This is a genomic window from Niastella populi, assembly GCF_002078015.1.
In the GTDB taxonomy this organism is placed as follows: Bacteria; Bacteroidota; Bacteroidia; order Chitinophagales; family Chitinophagaceae; genus Niastella; species Niastella populi.
Genome location: NZ_LWBP01000045.1, coordinates 25,207 through 52,045, shown reverse-complemented (window position 1 = coordinate 52,045; position 26,839 = coordinate 25,207). Strand labels below are relative to the sequence as shown.

22 protein-coding genes are annotated in these 26,839 nt (G+C 46.2%); 10 read left to right on the top strand and 12 right to left on the bottom strand.

Going from position 1 to position 26,839, the window contains the following annotated elements:
* Positions 1 to 131: 131 nt before the first annotated feature.
* The 3 genes from A4R26_RS05990 to A4R26_RS05980 all read left to right on the top strand — a co-directional run bounded on the left by A4R26_RS05990 (position 132) and on the right by A4R26_RS05980 (position 4,784).
* Positions 132 to 878, top strand: coding sequence for a LytR/AlgR family response regulator transcription factor (locus A4R26_RS05990; RefSeq protein WP_081162047.1), 747 nt, complete (start codon positions 132 to 134; stop codon positions 876 to 878).
* A gap of 5 nt (positions 879 to 883) precedes the next feature.
* Positions 884 to 3,820, top strand: coding sequence for a sensor histidine kinase (locus A4R26_RS05985; protein WP_081162045.1), 2,937 nt, complete (start codon positions 884 to 886; stop codon positions 3,818 to 3,820).
* 121 nt (positions 3,821 to 3,941) lie between these two features.
* Positions 3,942 to 4,784, top strand: coding sequence for a hypothetical protein (locus A4R26_RS05980; protein ID WP_081162042.1), 843 nt, complete (start codon positions 3,942 to 3,944; stop codon positions 4,782 to 4,784).
* A gap of 143 nt (positions 4,785 to 4,927) precedes the next feature.
* On the opposite strand, the gene A4R26_RS05975 is transcribed toward A4R26_RS05980, so the two are convergent.
* From A4R26_RS05975 to A4R26_RS05930, 10 genes are all read right to left on the bottom strand, one after another.
* Positions 4,928 to 6,418, bottom strand: a complete 1,491-nt coding sequence (locus A4R26_RS05975; protein WP_081162519.1) for an FGGY family carbohydrate kinase — start codon at positions 6,416 to 6,418, stop codon at positions 4,928 to 4,930.
* A gap of 132 nt (positions 6,419 to 6,550) precedes the next feature.
* Positions 6,551 to 7,528: an ABC transporter permease gene (locus tag A4R26_RS05970; RefSeq protein WP_081162038.1), complete on the bottom strand. Its 978-nt coding sequence runs from the start codon at positions 7,526 to 7,528 to the stop codon at positions 6,551 to 6,553.
* Entirely contained in the window at positions 7,528 to 9,042 is a 1,515-nt protein-coding gene (locus A4R26_RS05965) for a sugar ABC transporter ATP-binding protein (RefSeq protein ID WP_081162035.1), read from the bottom strand. Before A4R26_RS05965 ends, A4R26_RS05970 begins: the two co-directional genes overlap by 1 nt.
* Positions 9,043 to 9,678, bottom strand: coding sequence for a DUF2291 domain-containing protein (locus tag A4R26_RS05960; RefSeq protein ID WP_081162032.1), 636 nt, complete (start codon positions 9,676 to 9,678; stop codon positions 9,043 to 9,045).
* Positions 9,679 to 9,681: 3 nt separating this feature from the next.
* On the bottom strand, positions 9,682 to 10,641 hold the full coding sequence (locus A4R26_RS05955; protein WP_081162029.1) for a D-ribose ABC transporter substrate-binding protein: 960 nt from the start codon (positions 10,639 to 10,641) through the stop codon (positions 9,682 to 9,684).
* A 62-nt stretch (positions 10,642 to 10,703) separates the two neighbouring features.
* Positions 10,704 to 11,663: a transketolase family protein gene (locus tag A4R26_RS05950; RefSeq protein ID WP_081162026.1), complete on the bottom strand. Its 960-nt coding sequence runs from the start codon at positions 11,661 to 11,663 to the stop codon at positions 10,704 to 10,706.
* 60 nt (positions 11,664 to 11,723) lie between these two features.
* Positions 11,724 to 12,554, bottom strand: coding sequence for a transketolase (locus A4R26_RS05945; RefSeq protein ID WP_081162023.1), 831 nt, complete (start codon positions 12,552 to 12,554; stop codon positions 11,724 to 11,726).
* A 104-nt stretch (positions 12,555 to 12,658) separates the two neighbouring features.
* Positions 12,659 to 14,074 (bottom strand): L-fucose/L-arabinose isomerase family protein, encoded by a 1,416-nt coding sequence (locus tag A4R26_RS05940; protein ID WP_081162020.1) that lies wholly within the window; start codon positions 14,072 to 14,074, stop codon positions 12,659 to 12,661.
* A gap of 93 nt (positions 14,075 to 14,167) precedes the next feature.
* Positions 14,168 to 14,935, bottom strand: coding sequence for a DeoR/GlpR family DNA-binding transcription regulator (locus A4R26_RS05935; protein ID WP_081162512.1), 768 nt, complete (start codon positions 14,933 to 14,935; stop codon positions 14,168 to 14,170).
* A gap of 734 nt (positions 14,936 to 15,669) precedes the next feature.
* Entirely contained in the window at positions 15,670 to 16,242 is a 573-nt protein-coding gene (locus A4R26_RS05930; protein ID WP_081162017.1) for a Crp/Fnr family transcriptional regulator, read from the bottom strand.
* A 228-nt stretch (positions 16,243 to 16,470) separates the two neighbouring features.
* Between A4R26_RS05930 and A4R26_RS05925 the strand changes: the two genes are divergently transcribed.
* The 3 genes from A4R26_RS05925 (at position 16,471) to A4R26_RS05915 (ending at position 19,296) form a co-directional block, all read left to right on the top strand.
* A complete protein-coding gene (locus tag A4R26_RS05925) occupies positions 16,471 to 17,097 on the top strand; it encodes a chloramphenicol acetyltransferase (RefSeq protein ID WP_081162014.1) in 627 nt (208 codons plus the stop codon).
* Between the two features lie 51 nt (positions 17,098 to 17,148).
* Positions 17,149 to 18,075: a hypothetical protein gene (locus tag A4R26_RS05920; RefSeq protein WP_081162011.1), complete on the top strand. Its 927-nt coding sequence runs from the start codon at positions 17,149 to 17,151 to the stop codon at positions 18,073 to 18,075.
* A 141-nt stretch (positions 18,076 to 18,216) separates the two neighbouring features.
* Positions 18,217 to 19,296: a tetratricopeptide repeat protein gene (locus A4R26_RS05915; protein WP_081162008.1), complete on the top strand. Its 1,080-nt coding sequence runs from the start codon at positions 18,217 to 18,219 to the stop codon at positions 19,294 to 19,296.
* An 11-nt stretch (positions 19,297 to 19,307) separates the two neighbouring features.
* Here the strand turns inward: A4R26_RS05915 and A4R26_RS05910 are convergent, their stop codons facing one another.
* On the bottom strand, positions 19,308 to 19,979 hold the full coding sequence (locus tag A4R26_RS05910; protein ID WP_081162005.1) for a TetR/AcrR family transcriptional regulator: 672 nt from the start codon (positions 19,977 to 19,979) through the stop codon (positions 19,308 to 19,310).
* Between the two features lie 162 nt (positions 19,980 to 20,141).
* Here A4R26_RS05910 and A4R26_RS05905 point away from each other — a divergent pair, with 162 nt between their 5' ends.
* The 4 genes from A4R26_RS05905 to A4R26_RS05890 all read left to right on the top strand — a co-directional run bounded on the left by A4R26_RS05905 (position 20,142) and on the right by A4R26_RS05890 (position 24,731).
* Complete coding sequence (locus A4R26_RS05905) at positions 20,142 to 20,765, top strand: carbonic anhydrase family protein (RefSeq protein ID WP_081162002.1); 624 nt, start codon at positions 20,142 to 20,144, stop codon at positions 20,763 to 20,765.
* 177 nt (positions 20,766 to 20,942) lie between these two features.
* Entirely contained in the window at positions 20,943 to 23,351 is a 2,409-nt protein-coding gene (locus tag A4R26_RS05900; protein WP_081161999.1) for a TonB-dependent receptor, read from the top strand.
* A gap of 99 nt (positions 23,352 to 23,450) precedes the next feature.
* Positions 23,451 to 23,804: a hypothetical protein gene (locus tag A4R26_RS05895; RefSeq protein ID WP_081162506.1), complete on the top strand. Its 354-nt coding sequence runs from the start codon at positions 23,451 to 23,453 to the stop codon at positions 23,802 to 23,804.
* Positions 23,805 to 23,813: 9 nt separating this feature from the next.
* A complete protein-coding gene (locus tag A4R26_RS05890) occupies positions 23,814 to 24,731 on the top strand; it encodes a helix-turn-helix domain-containing protein (protein ID WP_081161996.1) in 918 nt (305 codons plus the stop codon).
* An 87-nt stretch (positions 24,732 to 24,818) separates the two neighbouring features.
* On the opposite strand, the gene A4R26_RS05885 is transcribed toward A4R26_RS05890, so the two are convergent.
* A complete protein-coding gene (locus A4R26_RS05885; protein ID WP_081161993.1) occupies positions 24,819 to 26,828 on the bottom strand; it encodes a RagB/SusD family nutrient uptake outer membrane protein in 2,010 nt (669 codons plus the stop codon).
* Positions 26,829 to 26,839 lie beyond the last annotated feature (11 nt).

Sequence of the window (26,839 nt, the reverse complement as noted above, 5' to 3'; positions counted from 1 at the left end):
ACCCGGTGATCCTGCGCTTACATTTATTTTAACATTAATAAGTTCAGGAACCACTGGTTCCCCTTTTTGATCCTCTACCGGTTATGTATAATTTTACTATCTTGTGCGTAGCAAAAGTGATCCTGTAATATATGCTTCGAACCGTATTGGTAGATGACGAGATTGCCAGCATTCATGTTTTAAAAAACCTGTTATCCGCGTACTGTCCCCAGGTGACAGTCGTTGGGGAAGCCGATAATGTACCTGCAGCTTCTACCCTCATTCCAGCCTGCGTGCCCGACCTGGTGCTTCTCGATATAGCGATCAATGATCAAACCGCTTTCGACCTGCTGAACAGTTTTCACAGCATCGATTTTCAAACCATATTCATAACCGCCTGGGATAACCATGCCGTGCAGGCATTCAAATACAGTGCGGTTGATTACCTGCTGAAACCAGTAGACGCCACCGACCTGCAAAAAGCTATTGGAAAAGTAGCAAAGACATCGCATGAAAAGGAAATATTAATGAGCCTTAAAGCCCTGCAGGAAAACATGCAGGCATTGAATAGCGCAGCGCAAAAAATAGCAGTCCCTACCATGAGCGGCCTCTCCTTTGTGTCAATGAACGATATCATGCGACTGGAAGCGAACGGCAACTGTACCAGAATATACCTCAGCAATGGTGAACAACTCACAACAACCCGTATAATAAAAGAATACGAAGACCTGCTGCCGTCAACTATTTTTTACCGGGTGCACAATGCCCACATCATTAACCTCAACAAAGTGCAGCATTACCATAAAGGAAGAGGCGGTTATGTCCGGATGGATGACGGCGCCACTATCGAAGTAGCTTTCCGGCGCAGGGAAGATTTTTTAAAGCGGCTCATCAAGTAAAGCTTATGCGAACCAAACTATGGCTGGCCGCGCTATGTATGCTTTTATTTCGCGGTGTGGCCACTGCACAGGAATATAGCTATCTGCACTATGGCATAAACGATGGACTGGCAGGCGCAACGGTATATTGTATTACCCAGGATAAAGATGGCTTTATCTGGACCGGAACTGAAACCGGCGTCAGCCGTTTTGATGGCACCCGATTTAAAAACTTTACAACAAAAGATGGGCTGCCCGACCTCGAGATCTTATCTATCTTTTCCGACTCCAAAGGCCGGGTATGGATGGCCCCGTTCCGCAAATCGGTTTGTTATTATTACCAGGGAAAAATACACAACCAGCAAAATGATTCCCTGCTAAGCCGTATTCAATTAAAAGGGAATATCGAAAATTTCGTCGAAGACAGGGAAGGGAATATTCTATTGAAGGAAAGCAATGTATTGCATTTGCTGGCAACAGACGGAACGGTAACGGCAATCGACTCGCTCGACCATGAACCCGTAAGCGGCTGCCTGATGATAAGCCTGAGCGCTTCGGGCTACTTTCTTGCACAAACGCATAAAAAAAATATCGAATTCTCGCGCACGGCATGTCATTCAAAACCATTTCCCTTACCGGCGCGTATCCATAACCGCGTTCCCGTTGATAAAACAATGAACGCTTATGGGATCATCCTGACAGACTCTGTGCTGGGGTATAAGATCTGGCCATTCTCAAATAATAACCGGGTTCAGTTGCCGATAGACAGGTATCATTACAAATTGATCACCGTGGGGCTTATGGACGACAGCCTCGCCTATATAAATGAATCCTCCGGCAGCCTGGAATATAATATCAAAACCGGGCAAACAAGAAGGTACCTGCCCGGCATACCGGTATCGAGGGTCTTCCGCGACCAGGCAGGAGATCTTTGGTTCACGACCATGGGTGAAGGAATATTTCGCCTGAACTCATCAGAATGGAAAACCATCCGGCCCAAAGCAGGTGATGAAAATTCGATGGTAACGGCCGTCGGCAAGATCGGTAACGAACTATGGATTGGCGACAACCACAATTATATCTCCCGGTATACACTGCCCGATCTTACCCTTACACACAGCCGGCCTTTTTTCTATTATATGAAAAACGCTATTCTGTGTTTCGATACAATAGACAGACATAGAATAATATCGGCGGGCAACCAGGGTTACATAGAAGGCACCCGTGATTTTAAATTTATCAGGGAATTGAACCTCGTCGTAAAATCAATGTCGCGTATCGATACCCGCAAAAGATTGCTGGCCAGTAAATCAGGCGCATTCATTTTAGATGTTTTTGATTTCAGGATCACCGATACTTTATGGCATGAACGGGCCACGGTGGCATACAATAAGAAAGATACCTTTTATATCGGCACGCTTAATGGTCTTTACCGTTGGATGAAGGGACAACCGCTTGTTTTCCTCGGAAAAGAAACGCCATTTCTCCAGAAAAGAATTTCTGCAATTGCAGAATCCGCCGATGGAACATTATGGATCGCTTCCTATGACGATGCCGGCGTAATAGGCTATAAAAACAACAAACAGGTAATTGCCTTTACCCGGCAGCAGGGCTTGAGCAGCGATATCTGCAGAACCTTACTGGTGCACAACAATGTTTTATGGGTGGGAACCGACAAGGGGTTGAACAAAATTGACCTTAAAAAAGCCGGTTACCCTATTACTCAGTATACTTCAAAGGACGGGCTCGCGAGCGATATGGTGAATACTTTGTTTGCCGACAACTCGCGCCTTTATGTGGGCACATCGGCCGGACTAAGTTTTTTTGACGAGCAAAACGATGCACCAACAGAGCCATGCCGTATTTACCTTTTGTCACTGGTCAATTCCGACCGCGAACGCATAGCTGATTCTACCGGTCTGGTAATACCGTATACCAACAAACGGCTGCATGTTGAATTTGCCGGTATTTCTTACCGCTCTGCCGGTAAGATCATTTACCGGTACCGCATGACCGGTATAGATACCACCTGGCGGGAAACAAAAGACCCCTATCTCGAATTTCCCGAACTTCCTTCAGGTAATTATGATCTGGAGGTGATGGCCATAAACAAATTCGGTAACGCGAGCCGCATAATCAGTGTGCCAATAACCGTTACGCTTCAGTTCTGGAAAAAAACCTGGTTTGTGATCAGCGTATGGGCATTGTCACTTGCTATGTTGTGGTGGCTGGGCGCCAGGCGCATTGCCCGCATTCGACATAAACAGCAGGAAAAAGAAAGGCTCATGCAGAAGATGGCTGAGTTGGAAAATACCGCCCTCACTTCCCAAATGAACCCGCATTTTATATTCAATTGCCTTAATTCAATTCAGCTCTTTATTTTCAATGGCGATATCACCGCCTCCAACAAATACATAGCCGGCCTTGGCAAACTCATACGAATGACATTGAATAATTCCTCGCGGTCGTTTGTTTCGCTGGCCGATGAATCGGATTATCTTTCCTCCTACCTGTCGCTCGAAAAAATGCGTTTTGAAGATAAGATCGACTATGAACTGGTTATGGACAATATTGCCAATCCTTCAACAGTACTCATTCCGCCAATGCTGATACAGCCCTTTGTAGAAAACGCGTTGCAGCATGGGCTTGCGCCCAGGGCCGGCAGTAAAGGTTTTATCAGCATACGCATGCTGCAGCAGGGAGAAAAATTAATAATAACGGTCAGTGACAACGGCATAGGCAGGAAAGCTGCGGCTGCAGGGAAGAAAACGGGATTGAAAGGAAATATCAAAGAGTACTCATCAAAAGGAATGGCACTTACCAAAGACCGCCTCGATATTATAAATACGCTTTATAAAGGAGCTGCCACCATTGAAGTTTCAGATCTTGTCGACCACACCAATACCCCATCAGGCACCAGCGTTGTTATAACGCTGCCCCTGTTCCGGGAAGAAAGCTTTTAATGCAAAATATTCCTGCGCGCCTATTGCCACAGGCTACGCGGTTATTGGCCAAATGACGCGACCGTTACTTCTTGTAAGCAGTTGCGCCGATCAGTTGTAGTTTGGCGTAAACTTTAATAAAATGAAAAAACTATTATCATTTACCTTATTCTGCTCCGTGATCGTAATTGCCTCCTGCTCCAAATCTTTAAACGAGCCGCAGGCATCTTCGACATCAACCGAATCAACAAACACCAGAAACGGCAGGCTTAGCACAAGCAGCAAGACCGACCTGCTCACCAGCCAAACATGGGTGTATTATGAATATTTTACTGACTTCAATACCAACCCAACCAACCTGGTGTGGAAAACCAACAGAAGCAGCAACGCATTGAACCTCGCCCTTAACCAGGTGCAATTCTACCCCAATGGAACTTATACCGAGACCGATCAGAACGGTACGGTTTATAATGGCACCTGGACGTTCCTGAACAACGAAACAGAGGTTCAGGTCAACAACCCAATTGGCACTTTTACCTCAACTATTCAAACGCTTACTACAAACAGGTATGAATGGTTGCAGAACAGCACCGGCAATTATGGCATTATGGTGCCGCAGAACCAGGTGATCGATACTACAGGCGGGAAGCTGCAACTGCTGACGGCACAACCCTGGGTATACACTGAATACTTCAGCAATTTCAGCCAGTCACTGCCTTCACTCATCTGGAAAACCGATAAACCCAATAGTCCGCTCAACCTTGCGCAGAACTGGGTTAAATATGAAACCAACGGCACTTATATGGAGATCGATCAAAACGGAACGGTGTTTTATGGTACCTGGACGTTCCTGAACAACCAGACCCAGGTTCAGGTTAGCAACCCCATCGGCACCTTTACATCAGATATTATGGTGCTGGGTACTGACAGATATGAATGGTTGAATGTTGATGGGAATACGTATGGGGAGATGGTACATCCGTAACAAATTTGAAGTAAGTTGAAAAGTTAATAAGGTTGATAAAGTTGATAGAGGAAAAACCCAAACCTGCGATTTGTCGCGCGGCATTGAATGTAGCCCTTTATCAACTTTATCACCTTTATCAACCCTGTCAACAAATCAACATGTTAAACCAACCCAATCGCCCGCTTCCATCCCTCATACCATTTCTTATGCTGCTCAATATCGGTGGGAAGTACAGTATCTTTTACAAGTTTTAATTCCTGCAATTGATTCAGCCCGGTATAAACACCGGCCTTCAGTCCCGCCATGTAGGCTGCACCCAATGCCGATACTTCGGGAAAACCGCTGATCACTACTTTTCGATTCAACTGGTTCGACAGGAACTGCACCACAAACCGGTTACCGGTTATTCCACCGTCAACCATCAGTTGGTTCAACAGCAGACCGGCATCCGTTTCCATGGCGGCTATCACATCTTTTATCTGGTAAGGAATACTTTCCAGCGCAGCGCGCACCAGATGATTTTTGGTGGTGGCGAACGTTAACCCATGAATGCTTGCCTTGCGGTTCATTTCCCAATAGGGCGCGCCCAACCCGCTGAATGCTGGGATCAGGTAAACGCCCTGGTTATCTTCCACGGCCGTTGCCATTTCTTCGGTTTGCCGGCTGTCATAAAACAGCTCCCACGATTGTTTCAACCATTCAATGGTTGCGCCGCAGGTAACAATAACGCCTTCCAGGGCATAACATACCTGTTGCTCCGTGCTCCAGCAAATGGTAGTTACCATTCCGGTGGCAGAGGCTTTTGGTTTATTGCCGATATTCATCATTACCGAACAACCGGTTCCCAGCGTTGCTTTGGCAGAACCGGGCTCAAGACAGGCTTGTCCGAACGCCGCGGCATGCGAATCGCCGATCATGCCGGTAATGGGTATGGGCGCTTTCAATAAACCCAACAGATTGGTTTCGCCAAACAACCAGGAAGAAGGCACGCATCGGGGCAGGTTCAGTTTGCCCAGGTTGAACGACTGCAGCAATTCCGCATCCCAGTCGAGCGTGGCAATATTGAAGAACAGGGTACGGCTTGCATTTGTATGATCGGTATAATAACTTTTTCCGTTGGTGAACGTATACAACAACCAGCTATCGATAGTGCCGAAATACGCTTCGCCCTTATCGATCGCCTGTTTTACGGCGGCCACATTTTCATACAACCACATGAGCTTGGTACCGCTGAAATAAGGATCAACCAGTAACCCGGTCTTTGTGCGGATGTCGCCGGCAACCGGCAATGATTTCAACCGCTCGCAAATTTCAACCGAACGTTTGCATTGCCATACCACGGCATTGTATAATGGCCTGCCGTTTTTATCCCACACCACAAATGTTTCGCGCTGGTTCGAAATGCCAATGGCTTTTATGGCACGAATATCCCTGTCCTGCCGCCTGAACTCTTCAAGGCACTGCTGAACCGATGCGAGCACGTTCTTCACAATACCTTCGGGGTCCTGCTCTACATAACCATCGGCGAGGTATTGCGTTTGCAACGCCTCATGGCCGCGCGCGATCACTTTCCCCTGTTCGTTGAAAATAATTGTTTTGGTACTGCTTGTTCCCTGGTCAATGGCCAATATATATTGTTGCTTTTTGTTCATGCTGATAGCTGTATAATACAATTTCCGGATTTCTGGATTTAGAGATTTTTAGATTTAGGGATCTTGAGATCTGTTACAAAGCTTGCGCATGAGAAAATCACAAAATCTCTACATCTCAAAATCAGCAATTGGCTATTTCTTTTTACCGCCTTTATCGATGATCACGGCTATGAGAATAACCGCGCCTTTTACTACCTGTTGCCAGAAGGGCGACACGTTCAATAATACCAACCCGTTATTCAGCACGCCGATGATCACCGCGCCCATAACGGTACCGCCGATACTGCCTTTACCGCCCGATAAAGAAGTACCACCGATCACCACGGCGGCAATGGCATCGAGCTCATAACCGGTGCCGGCATTGGGTTGTGCCGAATCGAGCCGCGAGGTAACCATAATACCGCCTACCGCGGCCAGTGCGCCGGCTATTCCGTATACAATGAGTTTAACTTTATTGATACTGATGCCTGAAAGGATGGCGGCATTTTCATTTCCGCCAATGGCATAGATATAGCGGCCCAGTCTTGTTTGCCGGGTAATGAAGATCGCCAGCAACACCACCACACCGGCAATCCATACGGGTACCGGTATACCCAGCATCCAACCCGTACCGATGGTTGAAAAGGCCGGACCGAGATTACTGATCGGATGTCCCTGCGTCCATAACATGGTTAAACCGCGGGCAATGGTCAACATAGCCAATGTGCTTACAAAGGGCGGCACTTTGAATTTTGTAATAACAAACCCATTGAAGAGGCCAAGCGCACCACCGGCTATTATCCCGGCGAGCAGTGAACCCAGCAGGGTAAACCCAATAAAGAGATCGAGGGTGGGCAGTTTGATGCCATTCTTCAGCAACCCGGCGGTAATTGCGCCGCATAACGCCAAAACCGACCCAACCGACAGATCTATACCAGCGGTAAGAACAATGAGCGTCATCCCTACGGAGATGCAGATGTTCACAGAGATCTGCCGCAACACGTTCCAGCCATTATCCATGGTGAGGAACTTATCGCTCATGATGGCAATAATGATACAGAGCACTACCATCGCGATCAGCGATTGCAGCCGGGCAAGGTTTAAGGCATTATTTTTTTGAATAGCGATCATCAGGCAGTAATATTATGTTGTATGGCATATTTGAGCACATTGCTTTCCGTGGCTTCCGCAACCGGCATATCGGCGGTCAGTCTTCCTTCGGCCATTACCAGCACGCGGTCCGATGCCGTAAGTATTTCAGGCAGTTCCGACGACACCAGCAGAATGGCCATCCCCTCACCGGCCAGTTTTTTCATCAGGTTGTAGATCTCAAAACGGGCATTGATATCGATGCCGCGCGTTGGCTCATCGAGCAACAGGATGCGTGGGTTGGTGGCGAGCCATTTGGCCAGCACGATCTTTTGCTGATTACCGCCGCTGAGGTTGCCGGCAATGTTATTTTCAGAATGGGTTTTGATGCCCAGTTGTTGTATATACGCTTTCGAAAGATTGGTTTCCTTCCTGTTGTGCAGCACTATGCCCCATTTCTCCAACTGGTTCAAAACAGTTATGCTGATATTGCTTTTTATTTTTTGATCGAGAATTAGTCCATGCGCTTTTCTATCCTCGGGCACCAGCGCTATGCCGTGTTTGATGGCATGAATGGGCGATTGTATCTGCACCGGTTGTTCGTTCACATACATATCACCGGTTGCCCGTTTAGGATGCAGCCCGAACAGGGTCTCCATCAGTTCGGTCCTTCCCGCGCCCATCAGTCCGTACAAACCTGCTATCTCCCCTTTGTGCAGGGTGAAGGAAATATCGGTCAGTACGTTTGAAGCATGGCGTGAGGTATTTTTCAAGTTGACATTGTGAACACGCAATACCGGTTCTGTAAACACCTGGCTGCTGTTCTCTCTTGTTCCGCTCACGGCACGGCCCGTCATTTTCCGAATGAGGCCGTCCTGCGTCATTTCCGACATAAGCCCGCTTTCTATTGAACAGCCGTCGCGCATCACCACAAACCGGTCGGCAATGGTGAACAGTTCTTTCAGTTTATGTGAAATATAAACGATGGTTTTGCCTTCATTGCGCAGTTCGTTGACGATCACAAACAGGTTATCCACTTCCTTATCGCTGATGGCTGAAGTGGGTTCATCCATTATGATAACGCTGGCTTTTGTGTGCAGCGCTTTGGCAATTTCAACCAACTGCTGCTGACCTACTTTCAGGTCACCCACCAACGTACCGGCATCAACATCCAGCTTTACCTTCTCCATCAATTTCTTTGCCGCCCGCGTCATTTCGCGTTTGTCGAGAATGCCTATGGCGTTGCATAACTCGCGGCCAAGAAAGATATTTTCGGTGATGCTCAACCCGGGTACCAGGTTCAGTTCCTGGTGGATGATCACAATGCCTTTGGCTTCTGCATCTTTGGTACCGGCAAGTTTCAGCGTTTCGTTGTTGTAAATTATACTCCCCTCGTAATCGGTATGCACTCCTGAAAGTATTTTCATGAGGGTCGACTTGCCCGCACCGTTCTCCCCGATAATGGCATTCACCATTCCGGGATGCAGTTCGAGGTGCACATTGTTGAGTGCGGTAACCCCGGCAAACTTTTTCGTTATGTTTTGTGCAATCAACATTTATTGCTGAATGATTTTACATTGAACAGGTAAAATTTCCAGGCCGTCTAACGAATAGTGCGCCTGGTTAAGCCCGATGGCGCCGGTACAATCGACACTATCGCCTTTTTGTACGGTACCCTTAAAGGCAGGCAACACTTTTGTGCGCACCCGCTTATTCAGCTCTTCCGAAATTTTATTCAGATCGGTGGTGTTCACAAAATCTTTGATTTTCACCAACCGCGATGCATCGCGGATAGCATTGCCATAAACATATTCGGTGGCTATTTTTACAGTGCGTTGCGCATCCCTGGCGCCGGTAAGTAATACCACATCATCTTCATTTACCGAAAGCACCTTACCGGTTACCTTTACCAGGGTGTACTGCACGTTACCGATACTCATGGAGTTGAAATACGTTTCAAAAGCCCGGCCCGGGTTAGCTTTCAATTCGGCCTGCAGGGCATCGAGCGTAAGCGCACTGTCGAGCTTCGCGGGTAATTTTGTATCCCAGAGCTGTTGGGTAAAAGCCGGGGCATCGAAGGCCTTCGGTTCTATTACTTGCAGCTCGCTGAGTTTTATGATGAAGACAGATTTATAGGCAAGCAATCCTATAACAGCCGTCAGCAACAGGTATTTTATTATTTTCCTGGCCATGCTTTATTTTTTTCCGTAGGCAATGTAATCGTTGATGTTTTTGGGTGTTACCAGTTCTACAGCTACCGGTATCTTTTGCGGGAAATCCCTTCTGCCCTTAATGTATTCATCGGCAAACTGCGCCGCGGTTTCGGCCATTACTTTGGGAAACTGCATACCGGTGCCGTATACCTTATTTTCTTTTATGGCGGTGATCACATCTTCGGCGCCATCGAACCCGAACACTTTTACTTTAGTGGCTTTACCGGCCGCAACCAATGCCTGGTAGGCGCCCATGGCCATACCATCATTGCCGCAGAACACGGCATCTATATCAGGGTGCGCCTGCAAAATGCTTTCCATTACTTCCATCGCCTTGTTGCGATCGAAGTCGGCGCTTTGCCGGGCCACCATCTGTAAACCGGGATAATTATCCGTTACGCTATGAAAACCTTTCGAGCGCGCCCAGGTATTATTGTCACCTACCAGGCCAAGCAGTTCAACATAGCGGCCTTTCTTTTTCAATTGTTGGGTAAAGCTTACGCCGATGGCAACTGCACCGGAATAGCTGTCGCTCAGGATCTGCGAGGTAGCGGCATTGGTGGCATTTATTTCGCGGTCCATACAAAAAACCGGGATGCCTGCTTTTTTCGCCTTCATTACATTGGCCACGGAGCCATTGGCATCGGTTGAATTAAAGAGGATGGCGTCGAAACCGGCTACGATTATATTTTCAAAATGATCGCCTTCCGTAGCGGTGTTGTTCTGCGAGTCGAATACTTTGGCATCGTACCCCAATGCCGTAGCTTTGGCTGCGGCGGTCTCTGCCAGGAATACAAACCAGGGATTGTTGAGTGTTGATACTACAACGGCGATCTTTTTCTTCCCGTTCTCAGCTTTCTGCTGTTGTTTACACTGGGCAAACAGTACTACCAGCAGGCTAAGCAATGATATTTTTATATATAGCGGCAAGCTTCGTTTCATTTGAAATAATTAATGTTTAATCGGCTTAGGTGTGCCACACTTTAAAAGTGTGGCACACCTGTTTACAACAACTTCTTCACCACATCGGCAATTCCTTCTTTCGTTATATGATAATGATTGAAGATATCCTGTTGTGAACCGGTAACGGTATATTCATCGGGTATGCCCACTATCCGGAACGGTTTGTGCAAACCATGCTGCATCAGGTAGGAAGCGCAGGCCTCACCCAGTCCGCCATACACGCTGTGTTCTTCCACCGTAACGATGGCTTTACATTGCTGCGCCAGTTTTGCCAGCAGGTCAGTATCCAGCGGTTTAATGGTATGCATGCTTACCACCGTAACATCAATGCCCTGCGCCGCCAGCAGTTTTGCCGCCTGTACGGCAGGGAAAACGGTTTCGCCGCAGGCGATGATGGCGGCGTCGTTGCCTTCGGTGATGACGCGGCCTTTGCCAAAAACAAAGGTATCGTCGTTCACTTCTTTCAGGCTGTTCATCACCTTTTTCCCAAACCGAAGATACACCGGGCTGTTTGTTGTAGCCGCCAGTTCCGTTGCCCGGGCCGTTTCGAAATTATCGGCGGGCACTACTACCGTAATATTATTGATCGCCCTCAGTGCGGCGAAGTCGTGCAGGCTATGATGGGTAGAACCGAGCGCGCCATAACTTACGCCGGCGCTGATGCCTACTACCGTTACGGGATTGTCGCTATACGCCACATCGTTTTTTATCTGCTCCAGCGCCCTTGCCGTTAAAAAGCAGGCCGGAGAAACCGCAAATACTTTTTTTCCCGCAGCAGCCAAACCGGCGGCTACACCTACCAGGTTTTGTTCGGCTATGCCTACTTCTACAATTTGCTCAGGGAACTTTTTACCGAAAGGCACCAGTTTGCCCGAGCCACGCGAATCGCTGGTAACGGCAATGATATCGCGATCGCCGGCGGCCAGCGACTGTAGCACTTCTGAGAAGATCTCCTGGTTCGGTTTGTATCCGTTCGGATCTGTTGTTTCTATATGCGCCATACTCAGTTTCTCGTTTCTGGTTTATCGTTTATAGTTTCAATGCGCGGCCTTCTTACTTCTTTACACCGCTGCCTTCCGGATACTATTCTCCAATTCATTCAATGCTAAAGCATATTCTTCCTTATCCGGTACCCCGTGGTGCCACTTGAGATTATTTTCCATAAAGCTCACGCCCTTGCCCTTCACGGTATGGGCAATGATAACGCTGGGTTTGCCGGGCTCAAAGGGCAGGCTGTCGAATGCTTTTTTCAGCGCCTCCAGGTCGTGCCCGTCTACTTCCTTAACGGCCCAGCCAAATGCTTTCCACTTTTCATCGAGCGGGTCGGTATTACATACTTCAGTTGTTGGCGCGGTGATCTGTAAGGTATTTTTATCTACGATCGCACACAGGTTGTCGAGTTTGTAGTGTGCAGCCGTCAACGCAGCTTCCCAGTTGGAGCCTTCGGGCAGTTCGCCATCGCCCATCAGCGTGTATACTTTGTAATCTTTTTTATCGAGTTTCGCGGCGATGGCATTGCCAACTGCAATGGGCAGGCCATGGCCTAAGGCGCCGGTATTCTGTTCCACTCCTTTTACCTTACGCGTTGGGTGGCCAATGTAGTGCGATTTATACTGGCAAAGCGTTTCCAGGTGTTCTTCGGGAAAGAAACCTTTATCGGCCAGCACCACAAACAATGCTTCCACACAGTGGCCCTTGCTTTGAATATACCGGTCGCGGTTGGGCGAGGAAAAATTCTGCGGCGATACATTCAACACATGATTGTACAATACATTCAGGATGTCGATACAGCTCAGGCTGCCGCCGGTATGGCCGGCTTTAGCGCCAACGATGTACTTAAGTATCTTTTTTCTGTATTCGACAGATCGTTTTAAAAGATCAATCCTTTCCATAGAAACCGTTTATGGTTTGTAGTTTATGGTTTGTAGTTCTTCAACTTCCGGCCTCGCTTCCTTCCTTTATGCCTCTATGCCTCTGTGCCTTTATGCCTTATCAACTAACCATGCTGATACACCTTCCAGCCCAGGTAATTATCAAAGGCTTCGGTAAGGATGCCCGCCGTTTTGCTGGCGTTCATTACCACATGGTGTTCGAAGCCATTGCGGCATACATACTGCATCAGTCCCTGCAGGTTGTTGATCTGCGCTACCGCGCGGTTGCCGAATGTGTTCAGCGCATCGTTCGTCAACTCGCCTTCGCCAACGTATGCTTTTATAATACCCAGACTGTCATCAGTGCTTATTCTGCCATAGGTAAGCGGCGACGCGGGGGTACGGCCTTCTAACGCACCATAGGTATTTTCAACGCCTACAGATGTTCCGAGGATCGGCGCGGTGCTGATCTGGATATCGGGTAAAAAAGATTTCGCCCAGTTACCGCAATGGAACAATACGCACTTGCTATCGTCATTGGCATAGTTGTTATTCCAGTCAACCAGCGCGCTCGGTGTGCCCGAAGCCAGCTGCATGGCATACATGCTCAGCGTTCCGGTAACATCTACCTCGCAGGCGCTGGGCAGCATGTTCTCACTCATCATACTCATGCTGGTGCACACGTTGCAGCCATAGTTCTGTTGCAGGGAGGTCCAGCATTGAATGGCGGTAGCGTCGAGGGCGTTCTCGGCCATGAAATCGGCCAGCACCACATCGAGTTTCGCAATTTGTACCAGCTTCTCATTGGGCGTTTTGCCGGTTGAGGTATATGCTTTAATGCCATCGAGTTTTTCCTTTACGCGGGCATGGTCGGCCGTTAGTTTGTTGGCATTGCCTAATATTTCAGACAGGTCGACCGTGGTTACCGAAATGCCGTTCCGTTGCAGGATCTTTTCACTGTAGCGAACGGTATTGAACGCGCCGGGCCGGGCCCCTACCGCGCCTATACGCACATTACGCATGCCCTTTACCACACGGCAAACGGCAATAAAGTTTTTCAGGTCGGTGATGAACGATTCATCTGACGGACTTACCACATGTTTAGTAGTAAGCGAATATTTTATTCCGAATTGATACAGGTTGTTGCAAACGGAGATCTTGCCGCACCAGGCGTCTCTTCTGTTCACCACATCCATTTTATTCAGGTCGTCGGGATAACCCTGCACCAGTACAGGCACATTGAGGTTAGCGAGTTTTATGGTTTCGGCAACGCCTTTTTCATCACCGAAGTTGGGCAGCACCACCAATATGCCCTGGATACTGTCGGCATGTTTTTTAAACAGATCGGCACAGCGTTGCGCTTCTTTAAATGTTTCTACTCCGCCGAGTTTGGTATCGGCATCGGTGAGCAGGATGGGGGTAATGTTGAGCTTTTCAAAAAGGGCAACAATCTCTGTGCGCGCTTCGGCAACTAATTTATCAGGAAAAAAATCCCTGTTTCCAATGATAACACCGAGCGTTGTTTTAATATTCGATTTCATCCTAGTGCTTGTTTTCCGTAATGTGGTAATAATGTGTGCTGTTCAAAAAGTTCCAAAGTGTGGTCCACCTTGAAGGTGGGCCATACTTTCTTGTTATGTGGCAATGATCAGTTCTACTTCGTGCTCTTCAAACAATTTCCTGTCTTTATCTTCAATACCGTCGTCGGTAATAATGTAATTAATGAGTGACAAAGCGCCCAGACTGGCAAAGGCGTTCTTTCCTATTTTGGAAGAATCGGCTACCAGGTAGGTCGTTTCGGCCGCTTCTATCATGGCTTTTTTTACTATGATATCGCTAAGGCTGGGATAGGTCAATCCCGATTTTAGTGAAATGCCGGCGGTTGCCAGAAAGAGTTTCGATACATTGATGCCTTTAAAGAAATCGGCAGCTTTTTGTCCGGTCAGCGATAAGGTAGGCGGTTTGAATTCGCCGCCGGTCATCACCACTTCAATACCGGGTTCGGTGCCCAGCATCATGGCAATGTTCAGGGCGTTGGTGATCACCGTGAGGTTTCGAAAACCTTTTAATTTCCGGGCGATCTCGGTTACGGTAGAACCCGAATCGAGAATGATGGTATCGCCGCTTTCAATGAACTCGAGGCATTTGGTGGCGATCTTTTCTTTCTGCATCGTATGTAATTCCTGGTGCGCCACGTAAAAACCTTTCACCTGGTCTTCGATATTTTTAAGATAGGCGCCGCCATGTTCGCGGATCACCATTTCTTCTTTTTCAAGTTTTTCAAGGTCCTGCCTGATGGTTACTTCGGTCACTTTAAAGATCCGCGCCAGGTCGCCCACTTTTGCCGAACCATCCTCGCGGAGCATTTCCAGTATTTTCTCTCTCCTTTGATTAGGTAACATTGAGTTTTGTTTTGTGGTGCGAATTTTAGGCGTTTCCGGTTGTAAAGGAAAATTATTTACGAACAGACCTTGAAAACCAGGGTTTCTGACCAAAAATAAGAAAACAATCGAAAATATAACAAAAGAAACAAAAGAAAAGAAAGAAAAAGACAGGCCGGGGTTATAGGGTTGGCAGGCGGCATTCAAACTTACACTATTGATTTACAGCAAAGTACATCTCCGCGACTATTTTCTATCATTTTCGATTGACTACCATGAAGGAAAAAGATCGAAAAACAGTTCACTGTTCACTGTTCGCAGTTCACAGTTCATAGTTCATAGTTCTTAGTTCTTAGTTTACAGGCTTTAGGCTGTATTTTGTATTCCCTTACAGCTTGCAGCTTGCAGCTGTATTCTGTATTCGCTTGCAGCTTACAGCTTGTAGCTTGCAGCTGTATTCTGTATTCGCTTGCAGCTTACAGCTTACAGCTTGCAGCTGTATTTTGTATTCGCTTACAGCTTACAGCTTGTAGCTTGCAGCTGTATTCTGTATTCGCTTGCAGCTTACAGCTTGTAGCTTGCAGCTGTATTCTGTATTCGCTTGCAGCTGTATTTTGTATATATACATATATACCACACGCATGGTGAAAACCGATTACGCTAACGTTTGCGTAAGGGACGCCATAACGCTCAACGCTTAAGGCTTAACGCCAGCTCGCGATTGTCATGTCTTTTGTTACACTAACCTCTTGTATTCAGCCTTCAGCCTTCAGCTTCTTCAATGCCCGGTTCAGGCTGCGGATGGTAATACCGAGGTAAGCCGCCATATCTTCCTTGGAAATAGCGAGGCCCTGCGCTTTTTGTATTTCGAGTAATTTACCCAATGTATCTTCTACCGTATGCAGTTGCTGAAAAGAAGCGCGGGTAGAGGTATTGATGATGCGTTCGGCATATGCTTCCAGTAATAATTTATTAAATGAGAGGTCTTTCTCCAACAACGATCTTACATAGGGGATGGAAAGCGCATACACCTGCACCGCCGTCAACGCCTGGATATTACATAAACAGGTTATATTCCTGATAACCTCGATATCGCCCAACACTTCACCTTTGCCTAAAAACTCAACAATAAATCCTTTATCGTCGCCTTCGTCGAAAAAGCATTTGGTGATGCCTTCTTTTATCAGGTATACTTTGGAAGCTTTCTGACCCTGCTGTAATAACAATTGTCCTTCGGAAAACTCCTTTATCAAGATCTCCTCTTTACGTGGCTGCAATGCATACAGCTGTTCAACATAAGCCAGAAAAGCATTATTGGTGCGAAGCATAAGAAGTGGCGGGACAAATGTCCTTTTTATTTCTGAACAATCGTTTCAATTTTGCATACCGGTTGTACAAAACTAACCACGAAACCATGAGGAACAAAATAAAAACCATTGCATTCGATTCAGATGACACCCTGTGGGTAAATGAAACGTATTTCCAGGAAGAAGAACGCATCCTAATTTCTTTGAGTTAAAAACTATTTCAAACATCCTTCATCGCCTCCTCTGATCATGAAAACACCGATAGATATAGCCACCTGGAACAGGAAAGATCATTATAATTTCTTCTCGCAATTTGAAGAACCTTTTTTTGGAATGACCTTTACCATAGATTGTACCAACGCGTATACACATGCTAAAAAGCACAACCTGTCGTTCTTCCTGTATTATCTTTACCAGGCGTTGAAAGCAGCCAACTCCATCGAGAACTTTCGTTTCCGCATCGTTGATAAAAAAGTGTATTTGTTCGATGTCATCAACGCCTCTCCTACCGTGCACCGGCCCGATGGCACGTTTGGTTTTTCGTATATGGACTATAACGAAAATGAAGAACTGTTTTACACCAATGCCAAAAAGGTAATTGAAGAAACAAAACATGCAATGGGACTGGTAGTGGCCGTATCAGGCGAGAATGTGATCCATTTTTCGGCGGTGCCCTGGGTAAACTTCACCTCCGTTTCACATGCCCGGAGTTTTACGTTTCCCGATAGTTGTCCGAAGATCTCCTTCGGAAAAATGACCGAAGCCAACGGAAAGCGCAGCATGCCGGTTAGCGTTCACGTACATCATGCGCTGGCCGACGGGTATCATGTGGGGCTTTTTGTAAATAAATTCCAGGAGTTGATGAATGGGGAGTAAAACCGGCATATGCCTTCGGTTGCTTATATTTGAAAGCAACAATTACATCTCATGCCTGTTATTGACTTTACCGGAATCAATTGGGAAGAAATGGCTAAACTGCCACAACCTACCAATGAACACTTACGCAACCTGTTTGCCGGGGTAGATCATATTATAATAAAACCCGCCCGTTTATCAGAATTTTATGAAGATCCCAACCCGGTGCTGTTTGAAATAACACAACCCGATGTAATTAAACAGTTCGCAACACTGATTGAAATAGATGAAACCCAGGTTGGGTTCCACTGTATGTGCGCCGGCACCTACAACATAGAGCTACATGCGAACGGGCAGCAACAGGCGATCATCAGTTATCATCATGAAGTTTCCATCAGGTACAATGGCTGGAGCAGCGATGCCGGCATTGCCAACACCCGGGGATTAATATCATTCCTTGCCCAACTGGGATTTACAAAACCCCAGGAAGATTATCTTGAAACCCAACGAAGACAGGAAGAATATCAACAGGCCGACAGCGAATGGCTGGCTGCGGCTCCGAAAAGTTTTTCCACCTATTGGGATGAATTTCGCATGGATGGCCATTACCCTCAGGCGCTGGTTGAAGCACTCGATGAAGAAATTCCCGACAAAACCGCCCAAATTATTGCCCTGTTGCAGTTATTCGGTCAATCGAAAAACCCGTGGTCGGGTTACCCATCTTATGAAGGAATACCGCAGGAAATACTAAATAACTATCACGCCAAATATATCCTGGAAGTATACGCCGGTTCCGACAAAAACGATAAACTCAAAAGCGGTCTCGGCCGGTACATCTGCAGCTTCGACTTCAGAAAAGTGAGAAAGAAACATCTTCAGTATATCACCGAAGAAGTAATCGACGACCTGGAAAAATATTATACCGCCCTCAACGATGAGAAAGGGATGCATGAAGTGAACAGGCTCCGCAAAGAAAAACAGCGCCAACCGGGTAAATAATTTCGCTGCACTTATGTAAATACCCACACCGGCGCATCTGTACTAATGCACCTGCCGTTTTAAATGGCAGGGGCATCATTGCATATGAACAATTCTTTTACTATTTTTCTGCCTCATTGTTAATAACCCCAATACCTGGCCATGATAAAGCACATCAAATACGCCCTGCTCTTCCTGTTATTTACAGCCTCCACCGCTTATAGCCAGACCGACAGGGAAAAAGCAAAGGAAATGAAGAACGAGGCCATCAAATTAATGGACAATGGCCAGATTGATGAAAGTTTGAAAATATTGAAGGAGGCGAAAAAACTCGACCCTGAGAATCTCGATTACGACTATGAAATGGCGTTTGCCCATACCCTGAAACGTAATTATAAAGAGGCAATAAAGATCCTTGAAAAAAACCTCGGTCATAAAGACGTTACCGACCAGGTATATCAAATGATCGGCAATAACTACGATTACCTTGGGAAACCGGAAAAAGCAATTGACGCATATGATGCCGGTCTTAGCATCTTTCCCAACTCAGGCAAGCTGTACCTCGAGAAAGCAAACATATATCTAATTAAAAAAGAGTATAATAAGGCGGTGCCGCTGTACGAAAAAGGCATTGAAGTTGACCCCACTTTCCCTTCGAACTATTACCGGCTGGCATTACTTTACTGCAATTCAAAAGAACCCATGTGGGGTTTGCTTTACGGTGAATTGTTCCTGAACCTGGAACACGGTTCCAAAAGATTTTTCGAAGTGAGCAAATTACTGTTCAATACGTACAAAGAAGGGATCAAAATAAACGGCGATTCAATGAAGATCGACTTCTGCGAAATTGTTATCGACGCAGCGAGCCTCACAGATAAAAACAATATCAAATTCCCCTTCTGCATGCCCTTTGGACAAACATTTTCATTGGCGCTAACAGGCACAAAAACGGTTGATATCCATTCATTGAATACCATAAGAACAAATTTCATTTCTGCCTGGCACCAGTTCAAACACAATCAAACCTATCCCAATGTGTTGTTTGATTACCAGGAAAAGGTTCGCGCGGCCGGGCATATGGAGGCCTATAACCATTACATCCTTGCCGGCGCGGATATGGATGCGTTTAAACAATGGGCCGGCGCCAACCAGGACAAATTCAGGAACTTCATGGAGTGGTTCAGGGAAAACACACTCTCACTCGATGCCGATCATAAGTTTACCCGGGGACAGTATAAATAACAGTGCGTTGCCTATCCCAAAACGCGGAACAGCATATCCTGGATAAAGTGGCTGGTGAACTCTGCCTTGTTCTTACTGCTGTTATCGGTTAACCGCGGCAGATTGATGCTGAAGAATTGTTGCTGGTGAGAGGCTTCAATTAAGGTAGAGCTTAACGACTTGGGGTATTTATAACCGGGATTGTACTCCTTTATGACTTCCGAAATGCGGGTGCAGAGGTCCTTATAGGGCTTAAAAACCTCGTCTTTATTTATTTCCGCCACTTCCTTTATCAAATATACTTTGCTGCTTTCGGCTATTACGATCTGGTTCAATGAGCTTTTATTATAATCGTATAAACCCGAGTGATCGGGCAGTTCGCTGGTAAGTAATTCAACGATGATCTTCAATTTTTCCTTTGCTGTTCGTACATTCTGCAGCTTGAACATCAGCAGGAATTCCATATAGCTCCAGTACCAGTTGAGAATATAGAGCAGGATGCGGTGTTTGCTTTCAAAATAGCGGTAAATGGTGGCTTCGGTAGTGTCGATCTCTATCGCCAGCTTTTTTATGGTGAATTGTTCAAAGCCGAGTTTGTAAATGAGGTCAATAGACTTTTTTACGATCTCCTTACCGATCGCACTGCTTTCGGGGTCTTTTAAAAAGATCTTCCCGTTTACTTTAAAATTCACCAGAAAGTCCATTCATTAAATTTCTGTAAAGATATTCATATTTCTATCAGTAAAATTAATCCTATTTTTAACAATAGTATTACTATTATTCGGTAAAGTAATTATATGTTTGCCGGAAATTTTAAACCACCACAGGAACCGACCAGTTCCGCCTGCAAATAAAACCTATACAGCATGCGTACACAAACCAAAGAAACTCAAAGTAGTTTAACACCCGAAAAAGCGCTGACCATTCTGAAAGAGGGCAACCAGCGGTTTATTAATAATTTAAAAGCAAACCGTAACCTGTTACAGCAGGTGAATGAAACTTCTACCGGCCAGTTTCCTTTTGCTACCATATTAAGCTGCATCGACAGCAGAACCTCGGCCGAACTGATTTTCGACCAGGGGCTGGGTGATGTTTTCAGCATTCGCGTAGCCGGTAATATTCTGAATGAGGATATCCTCGGCAGTATGGAATTTGCCACCAAGATCGCCGGTACCAAGATCATTGTTGTGCTGGGCCATACCAAATGCGGAGCCATTGTTGGCGCATGTAACCATGTTGAGTTGGGTAACCTCACCACGCTGTTGAGCAAAATTCAACCGGCCATCGACCACGAAACAAGCACCAGGGATAACCGTACCGGTACCAACCCTGCATTTGTGAAAAATGTAACTACCCTGAACGTACAGCTTACTATCGACCGCATCAGAAAAGAAAGCCCGGTAATAGTAGAGCTGGAGAAAGAAGGTAAGATCACGATCATGGGCGCCATGTACGATGTAGAAACCGGCGTGGTTACCTGGAACGAATAAAAGAAGTTATTGCATAATCAGAGCATGCAATACAGGCGCTAAAATGAAAGGCTCCCGCAAATGCGGAAGCCTTTTTGTTTTTTGCTGCCCGCCCATTTTTTCGGCTACAACAAAAGGCGTTTTGGATAAATCAATCCTTTGAAGTTGTTGAACTTTTGTACAAACAAAAGCCCAACAATGGATATAAAAAACAATCTGAAGTTCCTTATGATGACGCTGACCGCAGGTATGATCAGTATACTTTCGGTTGCACAAACTACAGGCAGCTTCAAAGGAAAAATAATAGAACACGCCACCAAACAACCTATTACAGGCGCCAGTGTGATCATTGACAAAATACAACTGGGCGTTGCCACCGGCCCCACAGGCACCTTTGCCATCACCAATATCCCCGTGGGCACTTATTCCGTAACTATTTCGTACATAGGTTTCCAGACAAAGAACATCAGCGAAATAACGATCGCCGCAAACAAGACCTACTATTCAGAAATAGAACTGCTGGAAGAAGTTGCCCGGATGAATGAGGTTACCGTTACCGCTACGACATTCAAAGGTGAAAATAATCCATTGACACCCGTTTCAACATTTTCCTATTCAAGAGAAGAAATTTTCAGAAACCCCGGTGCCCAGGGCGATATTATGCGGGCCCTTTCCATTTTACCGGGTGTCGTAAGCAGCGGCGCCCAGTTTTCCGCCATTGCAGCAAGAGGGCAGGGCACTCAGGACAATGTGTATATGGTCGACGACATCCCGATGTTCAATCTGTCGCACCTCGAAGCCGAAGGGTTTGTTTCCGGTTTCAACGACCCTAACGGCGGCAGGTTTAGCATCTTCGCCCCAAGGGTTATCGATAATGTTCAATTCCAGAATGGCGGTTTTGACGCTGTCAATGGGAGAAAATCATCTTCTTACTTAAGCCTTGGCATCAAAGAAGGTAATAAAGGCACCTGGTCATTTAGCGGTCAGTTCGATCTGCTGGGTGGCATTATAAATGTCGACGGCCCGCTGACTAAAAAAACCAGCCTGTTCGCATCTGCACGGTATCACAATTTTGCTTCGCTGGTCAACCTGCTTGACCTTAAAAATGCCGGCTCAGTAACGTTTGGCGATTATGTTTTAAAAACCACCACCCATATCAATGCCAGGAACAAACTTTCTTTTGTAGCGCTATACAGCCCCGAACGACCTTACCGGACCATAGACCATATCAGTTCAGGCACAAATGTCCATGACGATAACAGCGCAGGAGTTATACTTTTTGATCACCGGGGAAGTAAGGCGATGGCCGGTCTTAATTTACGCACATTGATCAATGCAAGCAGTTACTGGAAAAACGTCCTGTACTATCGCACATCGGCCGTTGACAATTATTTCGGGAGCTTTACGCCTGCACTGGACTCAACGGGTGTCATACTTGATCCTAAATCGGGGAGATATGAAGACGACCTGAGGTATATCAGGAATGATCAGCAGGAGCTCGGCTATCGTTCCATCTTTACAAAACGTTATAAAACGCTAACGCTTACCGCCGGTATAGACGCTATCCTGCTCAACCTCGATTTTGAAAGGTATATAAAGCGTACCGATACGGTTTTTACCTATAGAACTACAGACCTCAGACCCTCCCCTGCACAACATTACCAGATCTTAAACCCGGCACTTTTTAATTCAAAATACAGTAACAGCGCCTTTAACGGATCGGGATACATCAGTTTATCGTGGCAGATCACCAAAAGCTTTATCCTCAACCCCGGTTTACGTTATGATTATACGGAATTTGCCGGCCAGCACACCATTTCACCGCGTTTGAGCGGCAGTGTTTCGCTCAACGATAAACACAGTATCAATTTTGCCACCGGTATCTATTATCAGGATGCCGCCTACTCCGACGTGGCAGGCCAGTCTGCCGGCAACAAACTTAAGAACGAACGCAGCATTCAATCGATCCTGGGTTATAAAATACAATTCTCAAGCGATCTGAAACTGGTGGCTGAGGGCTGGCATAAGCAATTCGATGATGTAATTGTTCAGCCCAACCGGATACAAAGTTATTTAACCAATAACGGTACCGGTTACGCCTATGGTGCGGATCTCAGCCTGATAAAAAGACTTTCCCGCAAATACTATGGACAGATCAGTTACTCCTATATGCAAAGCAAACGTGATGACAATAACAACCTCGGCAGTTATGATTATATTTTCAGCACACCGCACACTGTTAGTTTACTGGCAAGCTACAAACCCAATAACAAATGGGTTTTCTCTGGCAAATTCCGCTATAGTACCGGCCGCCCAACCGATGACTATGTGGTTCACGCCAATGTGCTGAACGACCCTGACATGCTGCGGTATTCGCAGGAAATTACTGCTATGAATGGCAAAAGACTGCCCGATTATTACAGTCTTGACCTAAGGGCCGACTACAACGTTCAAATGAAACGCGGCACATTCTCCGCCTTTATCGACATAGTGAACATCACAAACAGGTTCAATGTAAATGCCGAGGTCTTTCTTCCCAATACCGGAAGGCCGTTCAATTTAGGGCTCGGCGTATTCCCGACATTCGGCGTACGCTTTGAACTATAGCCATCTGTAAATTTCTATTGTACATATTTCAAAGTATACATAATGCAACTGCAATACGCTTTTACCTGCATTCATAGCATTAAAACAACAACCATAACAATGATAAAAAATATAATATCCCTGGTATTACTGATCGTTTCCGTATTTATTTCGTTCAGGCACGGCTACACCTCACTGAACTTTGACAATGATCCCGAACGATCAAAAATGATAGAAGCGCTTGGCATCAACAAAACCCTGGTTCCGTTTATGGGGGCTTTTACCATACTCGTTGGGCTGTTGCTTCTTTTCCCGAAAACATTTGTCCTTAGCAATTTGTTGACAGCCATGTCGATCCTGACAATAATGGGATTGGCTTTACATGCCGGGCAGATAAGGATCGCTTTAATTGAAATTCCTTTTCTGATAATGCCATTAGTAATGATCTGGCTTAAATATCCATTTATAAAATAATTTTGCAGTATGGCCGCCTCCAAACCAATAAGAATAAAATCAATTACCGAAGGGCACCGGATGATGGGGCTGCCCAGTCCGGCACATCCGCTGATCAGCGTACTGAATTATACAGATCTGCAATTACCCCCCGATACAACGGAATTAAGCGTGATGCTTGATTTTTATTATATCTCTATGAAAAGAGGTTTCAGCAATAAACTGTTCTATGGGCAGCAAACGTATGATTTCGATGAAGGAATGATGTATTTCATTGCGCCCAATCAGCTACTCAGGGGTGCTGGCCCCTCCCCTGAAGATGACCTGTCGGGCTGGGTGCTGCTTATTCATCCTGACTTTCTATGGGGAACATCGCTGGCAACAACAATCAAAAAATACGGGTTCTTTAGCTATGCCGTAAACGAAGCGCTGTTTTTATCAGATAAGGAAGAAACCATCATCAATGGGATCGTAAACAACATAAAAGCGGAGTATCAGTCAAACATCGATAAATTCAGCCAGGATATCATTATTTCGCATCTTGAAACGCTGCTCAATTATTCAGAACGGTTTTATCAACGCCAGTTCATCACAAGAAAAATATCGAATCACCGGATCCTCGACCGGTTAGAGCAACTGCTTTCCGATTATTTCAACAGCGATGACCTGGTTGCAAAAGGATTACCAACCGTTCAATATATTTCAGAGTCATTGAATGTTTCTGCCACCTATTTGCGCAGCATGCTTAAAACGTTAACCGGGCAAAACACACAACAACACATACACAACAAACTGATTGAAAAGGCCAAAGAAAAGCTGTCCGCCACCAACCTTTCCATCAGTGAAATTGCCTATGAGCTGGGTTTTGAACATTCACAATCGTTCAGCAAATTCTTCCGTTCAAAGACCAATCTTTCACCATTGCAATTCAGGGCATCATTCAATTAGCACCAAATACGGCAAATAAAGAACAAGCCCATCCCGGGAAACCGGGACGGGCTTTTTGATTGCGTATTAAACCTAAAACTGCTGCTCTTATTTTGTACTCTCATCTGCTACTGCCTCTTCCCAATTCTCCCATTTAGGCGTGTTGGGCTCATACCCGTCGTAACCAAAATTCTGACTCAGTTGCCCTTTGTTATTGGCGGTAATGGCAGAATAAGGAATCGGCCAGTACATATTCTTTTTATCCATGGTATAATTGGGATTGCTGTTACCCGTGGCATTGATCTGGATAGGGCCTTTATTATACAGGCTGTAATGAACAATACGCTGGTACCAGTAGCTTCCGCCGGCAGCATCGGTGCCGTTTTGTTTATCGAAATTATCGAGGCTGTACGTATTGCCCCACTCATCGGGCCGGCCGCTGCGGGCAAGGCACAGCGATACGCGCTTCAATTCCACATTCCGCCATTCTTCCCAATACAATTCACGCGCGCGCTCGTTCATAATATCGCCGATGGTAACAGCGCCCTGGTATAATTCGGTACACTGGGCTCTTTGCCGTACCGCATTCAGATCGTCTTTAATGGTTCCATCGCCCGGGTTCAGATAATATTTCGCTTCGGCCCGCAGCAGGTACGCTTCTGCCAACCGATACAGATACCAGTCGGCTATGCCGCCGTTAGTAGCGCCCCTGTAACCATCTGAACCTGTTATGTTGGCTTCATTTACCGGATCATCGAGGTAGAACTTATAATGCGGCACATCGAACCAGCGGCGAATGGTATCGCTGCATAACAGGGCGCCATTATTATTGTACAGAGAAATGGGATTGCCGAATTCGGCGGAAGCCTTGTTGTTAACCCGGTAATCTTCCATGCGGATCCAGTTGCCCGTTGCAGAACTGTGACGCAGGTCGCCCGCATCCATAGCACCATTTACGCTCCAAAGCGCATTGGTTGAAAAATTAGTGGGCCTGAACGTGGCAATGCCGCGGCCGAAAGCCCGCATATAATCATACTTCGGATTGTAATTCGCATTATCGCGCCTGATATTCATCAATGCCTGTTTACCGTCCTTTGTCTGGATCCTGTTGTCGAAAACAAAAGGATACAGGATGCGCATGGTAAGCATCTGTATGAACGCCTCCGTATTTGCCCCCCTGTTTGGCATACCCAGGATAACCTCGCGGTTGGCAGCGATGAGTTTATTTTCAGGACGGTGCAGGTCCCAGATCACATTGCGCGTAATAGGCCAGGTCAGCGGTTCGCCGCCATCGTTGAATGTGCCGAAAGTATTTTGCATTAGCGAGTAACCCGACTGATTGATGAGGATATCGGTTTGCTCTTTTGCTTTGGCATACTCACCTGTTGCCAGGTAGCACTTGGCAAGCAACATCCGGCAGGCGCCTTTGTTTATCATTCCCGTGAGGGCCATATCTTTTTGATCGGGCACCCATTGCACAGCCAGCTCCATATCGCGGGTGATCATTTTCAGGATAGCATCGCGCTTCGTGCTGCGGTAGTTCTGCTTGGGCACTTCAAGGATCTTCGTTACCAGCGGAATATCGCCAAACTCGAAAACCAGCGCCATATAGCGAAAGGCACGATGAAAATAAGCCCGGCCTTTATACATATTTTTCGTCGTTTCATTCAGGCCTTCCACCCCATCGATGTAGTGTAAAATGGTGTTGGCATACATGATGGCCTTATAGGTTTCCTCCCACAAATACCAGATGCTATTGGTTCTTTCAATATTCTGATAACTGGTTTCACTGGTAGGCGTAAGCATATTGGCTATGTCGCATAACATGTTACGTTTATCCGTAGCACTGGCAACCATCAGTTCACTAAAAATGTATTCCGTTCCCAGCGTAAGCATTTCATTATGGTCGGTAGCCCAGTATGCTTTGAGGTGACGGTCGCATAAAGCCATCGACGACATCAGTCCTGCCTCGGTGCTGAAGGTTGTAGTAGGTTCGTAAAACGACAGCGGGTCAGGTTTTAAAAAACTCTTTGAACAACTATTCAATAATATTGAACCACCAATAAATAAGGTAACACTTTTAAGTATATGGCTAAGTCTTTTATTTATCTGTTGCATATCTTTCACAA

Excerpts from the sequence above, each read along its gene's own strand:
- A4R26_RS05990 (WP_081162047.1), top strand. The coding sequence starts at position 132 with ATGCTTCGAACCGTATTGGTAGATGACGAGATTGCCAGCATTCATGTT.
- A4R26_RS05985 (WP_081162045.1), top strand. The coding sequence starts at position 884 with ATGCGAACCAAACTATGGCTGGCCGCGCTATGTATGCTTTTATTTCGC.
- A4R26_RS05980 (WP_081162042.1), top strand. The coding sequence starts at position 3,942 with ATGAAAAAACTATTATCATTTACCTTATTCTGCTCCGTGATCGTAATT.
- A4R26_RS05975 (WP_081162519.1), bottom strand. The coding sequence starts at position 6,418 with ATGAACAAAAAGCAACAATATATATTGGCCATTGACCAGGGAACAAGC.
- A4R26_RS05970 (WP_081162038.1), bottom strand. The coding sequence starts at position 7,528 with ATGATCGCTATTCAAAAAAATAATGCCTTAAACCTTGCCCGGCTGCAA.
- A4R26_RS05965 (WP_081162035.1), bottom strand. The coding sequence starts at position 9,042 with ATGTTGATTGCACAAAACATAACGAAAAAGTTTGCCGGGGTTACCGCA.
- A4R26_RS05960 (WP_081162032.1), bottom strand. The coding sequence starts at position 9,678 with ATGGCCAGGAAAATAATAAAATACCTGTTGCTGACGGCTGTTATAGGA.
- A4R26_RS05955 (WP_081162029.1), bottom strand. The coding sequence starts at position 10,641 with ATGAAACGAAGCTTGCCGCTATATATAAAAATATCATTGCTTAGCCTG.
- A4R26_RS05950 (WP_081162026.1), bottom strand. The coding sequence starts at position 11,663 with ATGGCGCATATAGAAACAACAGATCCGAACGGATACAAACCGAACCAG.
- A4R26_RS05945 (WP_081162023.1), bottom strand. The coding sequence starts at position 12,554 with ATGGAAAGGATTGATCTTTTAAAACGATCTGTCGAATACAGAAAAAAG.
- A4R26_RS05940 (WP_081162020.1), bottom strand. The coding sequence starts at position 14,074 with ATGAAATCGAATATTAAAACAACGCTCGGTGTTATCATTGGAAACAGG.
- A4R26_RS05935 (WP_081162512.1), bottom strand. The coding sequence starts at position 14,935 with ATGTTACCTAATCAAAGGAGAGAGAAAATACTGGAAATGCTCCGCGAG.
- A4R26_RS05930 (WP_081162017.1), bottom strand. The coding sequence starts at position 16,242 with ATGCTTCGCACCAATAATGCTTTTCTGGCTTATGTTGAACAGCTGTAT.
- A4R26_RS05925 (WP_081162014.1), top strand. The coding sequence starts at position 16,471 with ATGAAAACACCGATAGATATAGCCACCTGGAACAGGAAAGATCATTAT.
- A4R26_RS05920 (WP_081162011.1), top strand. The coding sequence starts at position 17,149 with ATGCCTGTTATTGACTTTACCGGAATCAATTGGGAAGAAATGGCTAAA.
- A4R26_RS05915 (WP_081162008.1), top strand. The coding sequence starts at position 18,217 with ATGATAAAGCACATCAAATACGCCCTGCTCTTCCTGTTATTTACAGCC.
- A4R26_RS05910 (WP_081162005.1), bottom strand. The coding sequence starts at position 19,979 with ATGGACTTTCTGGTGAATTTTAAAGTAAACGGGAAGATCTTTTTAAAA.
- A4R26_RS05905 (WP_081162002.1), top strand. The coding sequence starts at position 20,142 with ATGCGTACACAAACCAAAGAAACTCAAAGTAGTTTAACACCCGAAAAA.
- A4R26_RS05900 (WP_081161999.1), top strand. The coding sequence starts at position 20,943 with ATGGATATAAAAAACAATCTGAAGTTCCTTATGATGACGCTGACCGCA.
- A4R26_RS05895 (WP_081162506.1), top strand. The coding sequence starts at position 23,451 with ATGATAAAAAATATAATATCCCTGGTATTACTGATCGTTTCCGTATTT.
- A4R26_RS05890 (WP_081161996.1), top strand. The coding sequence starts at position 23,814 with ATGGCCGCCTCCAAACCAATAAGAATAAAATCAATTACCGAAGGGCAC.
- A4R26_RS05885 (WP_081161993.1), bottom strand. The coding sequence starts at position 26,828 with ATGCAACAGATAAATAAAAGACTTAGCCATATACTTAAAAGTGTTACC.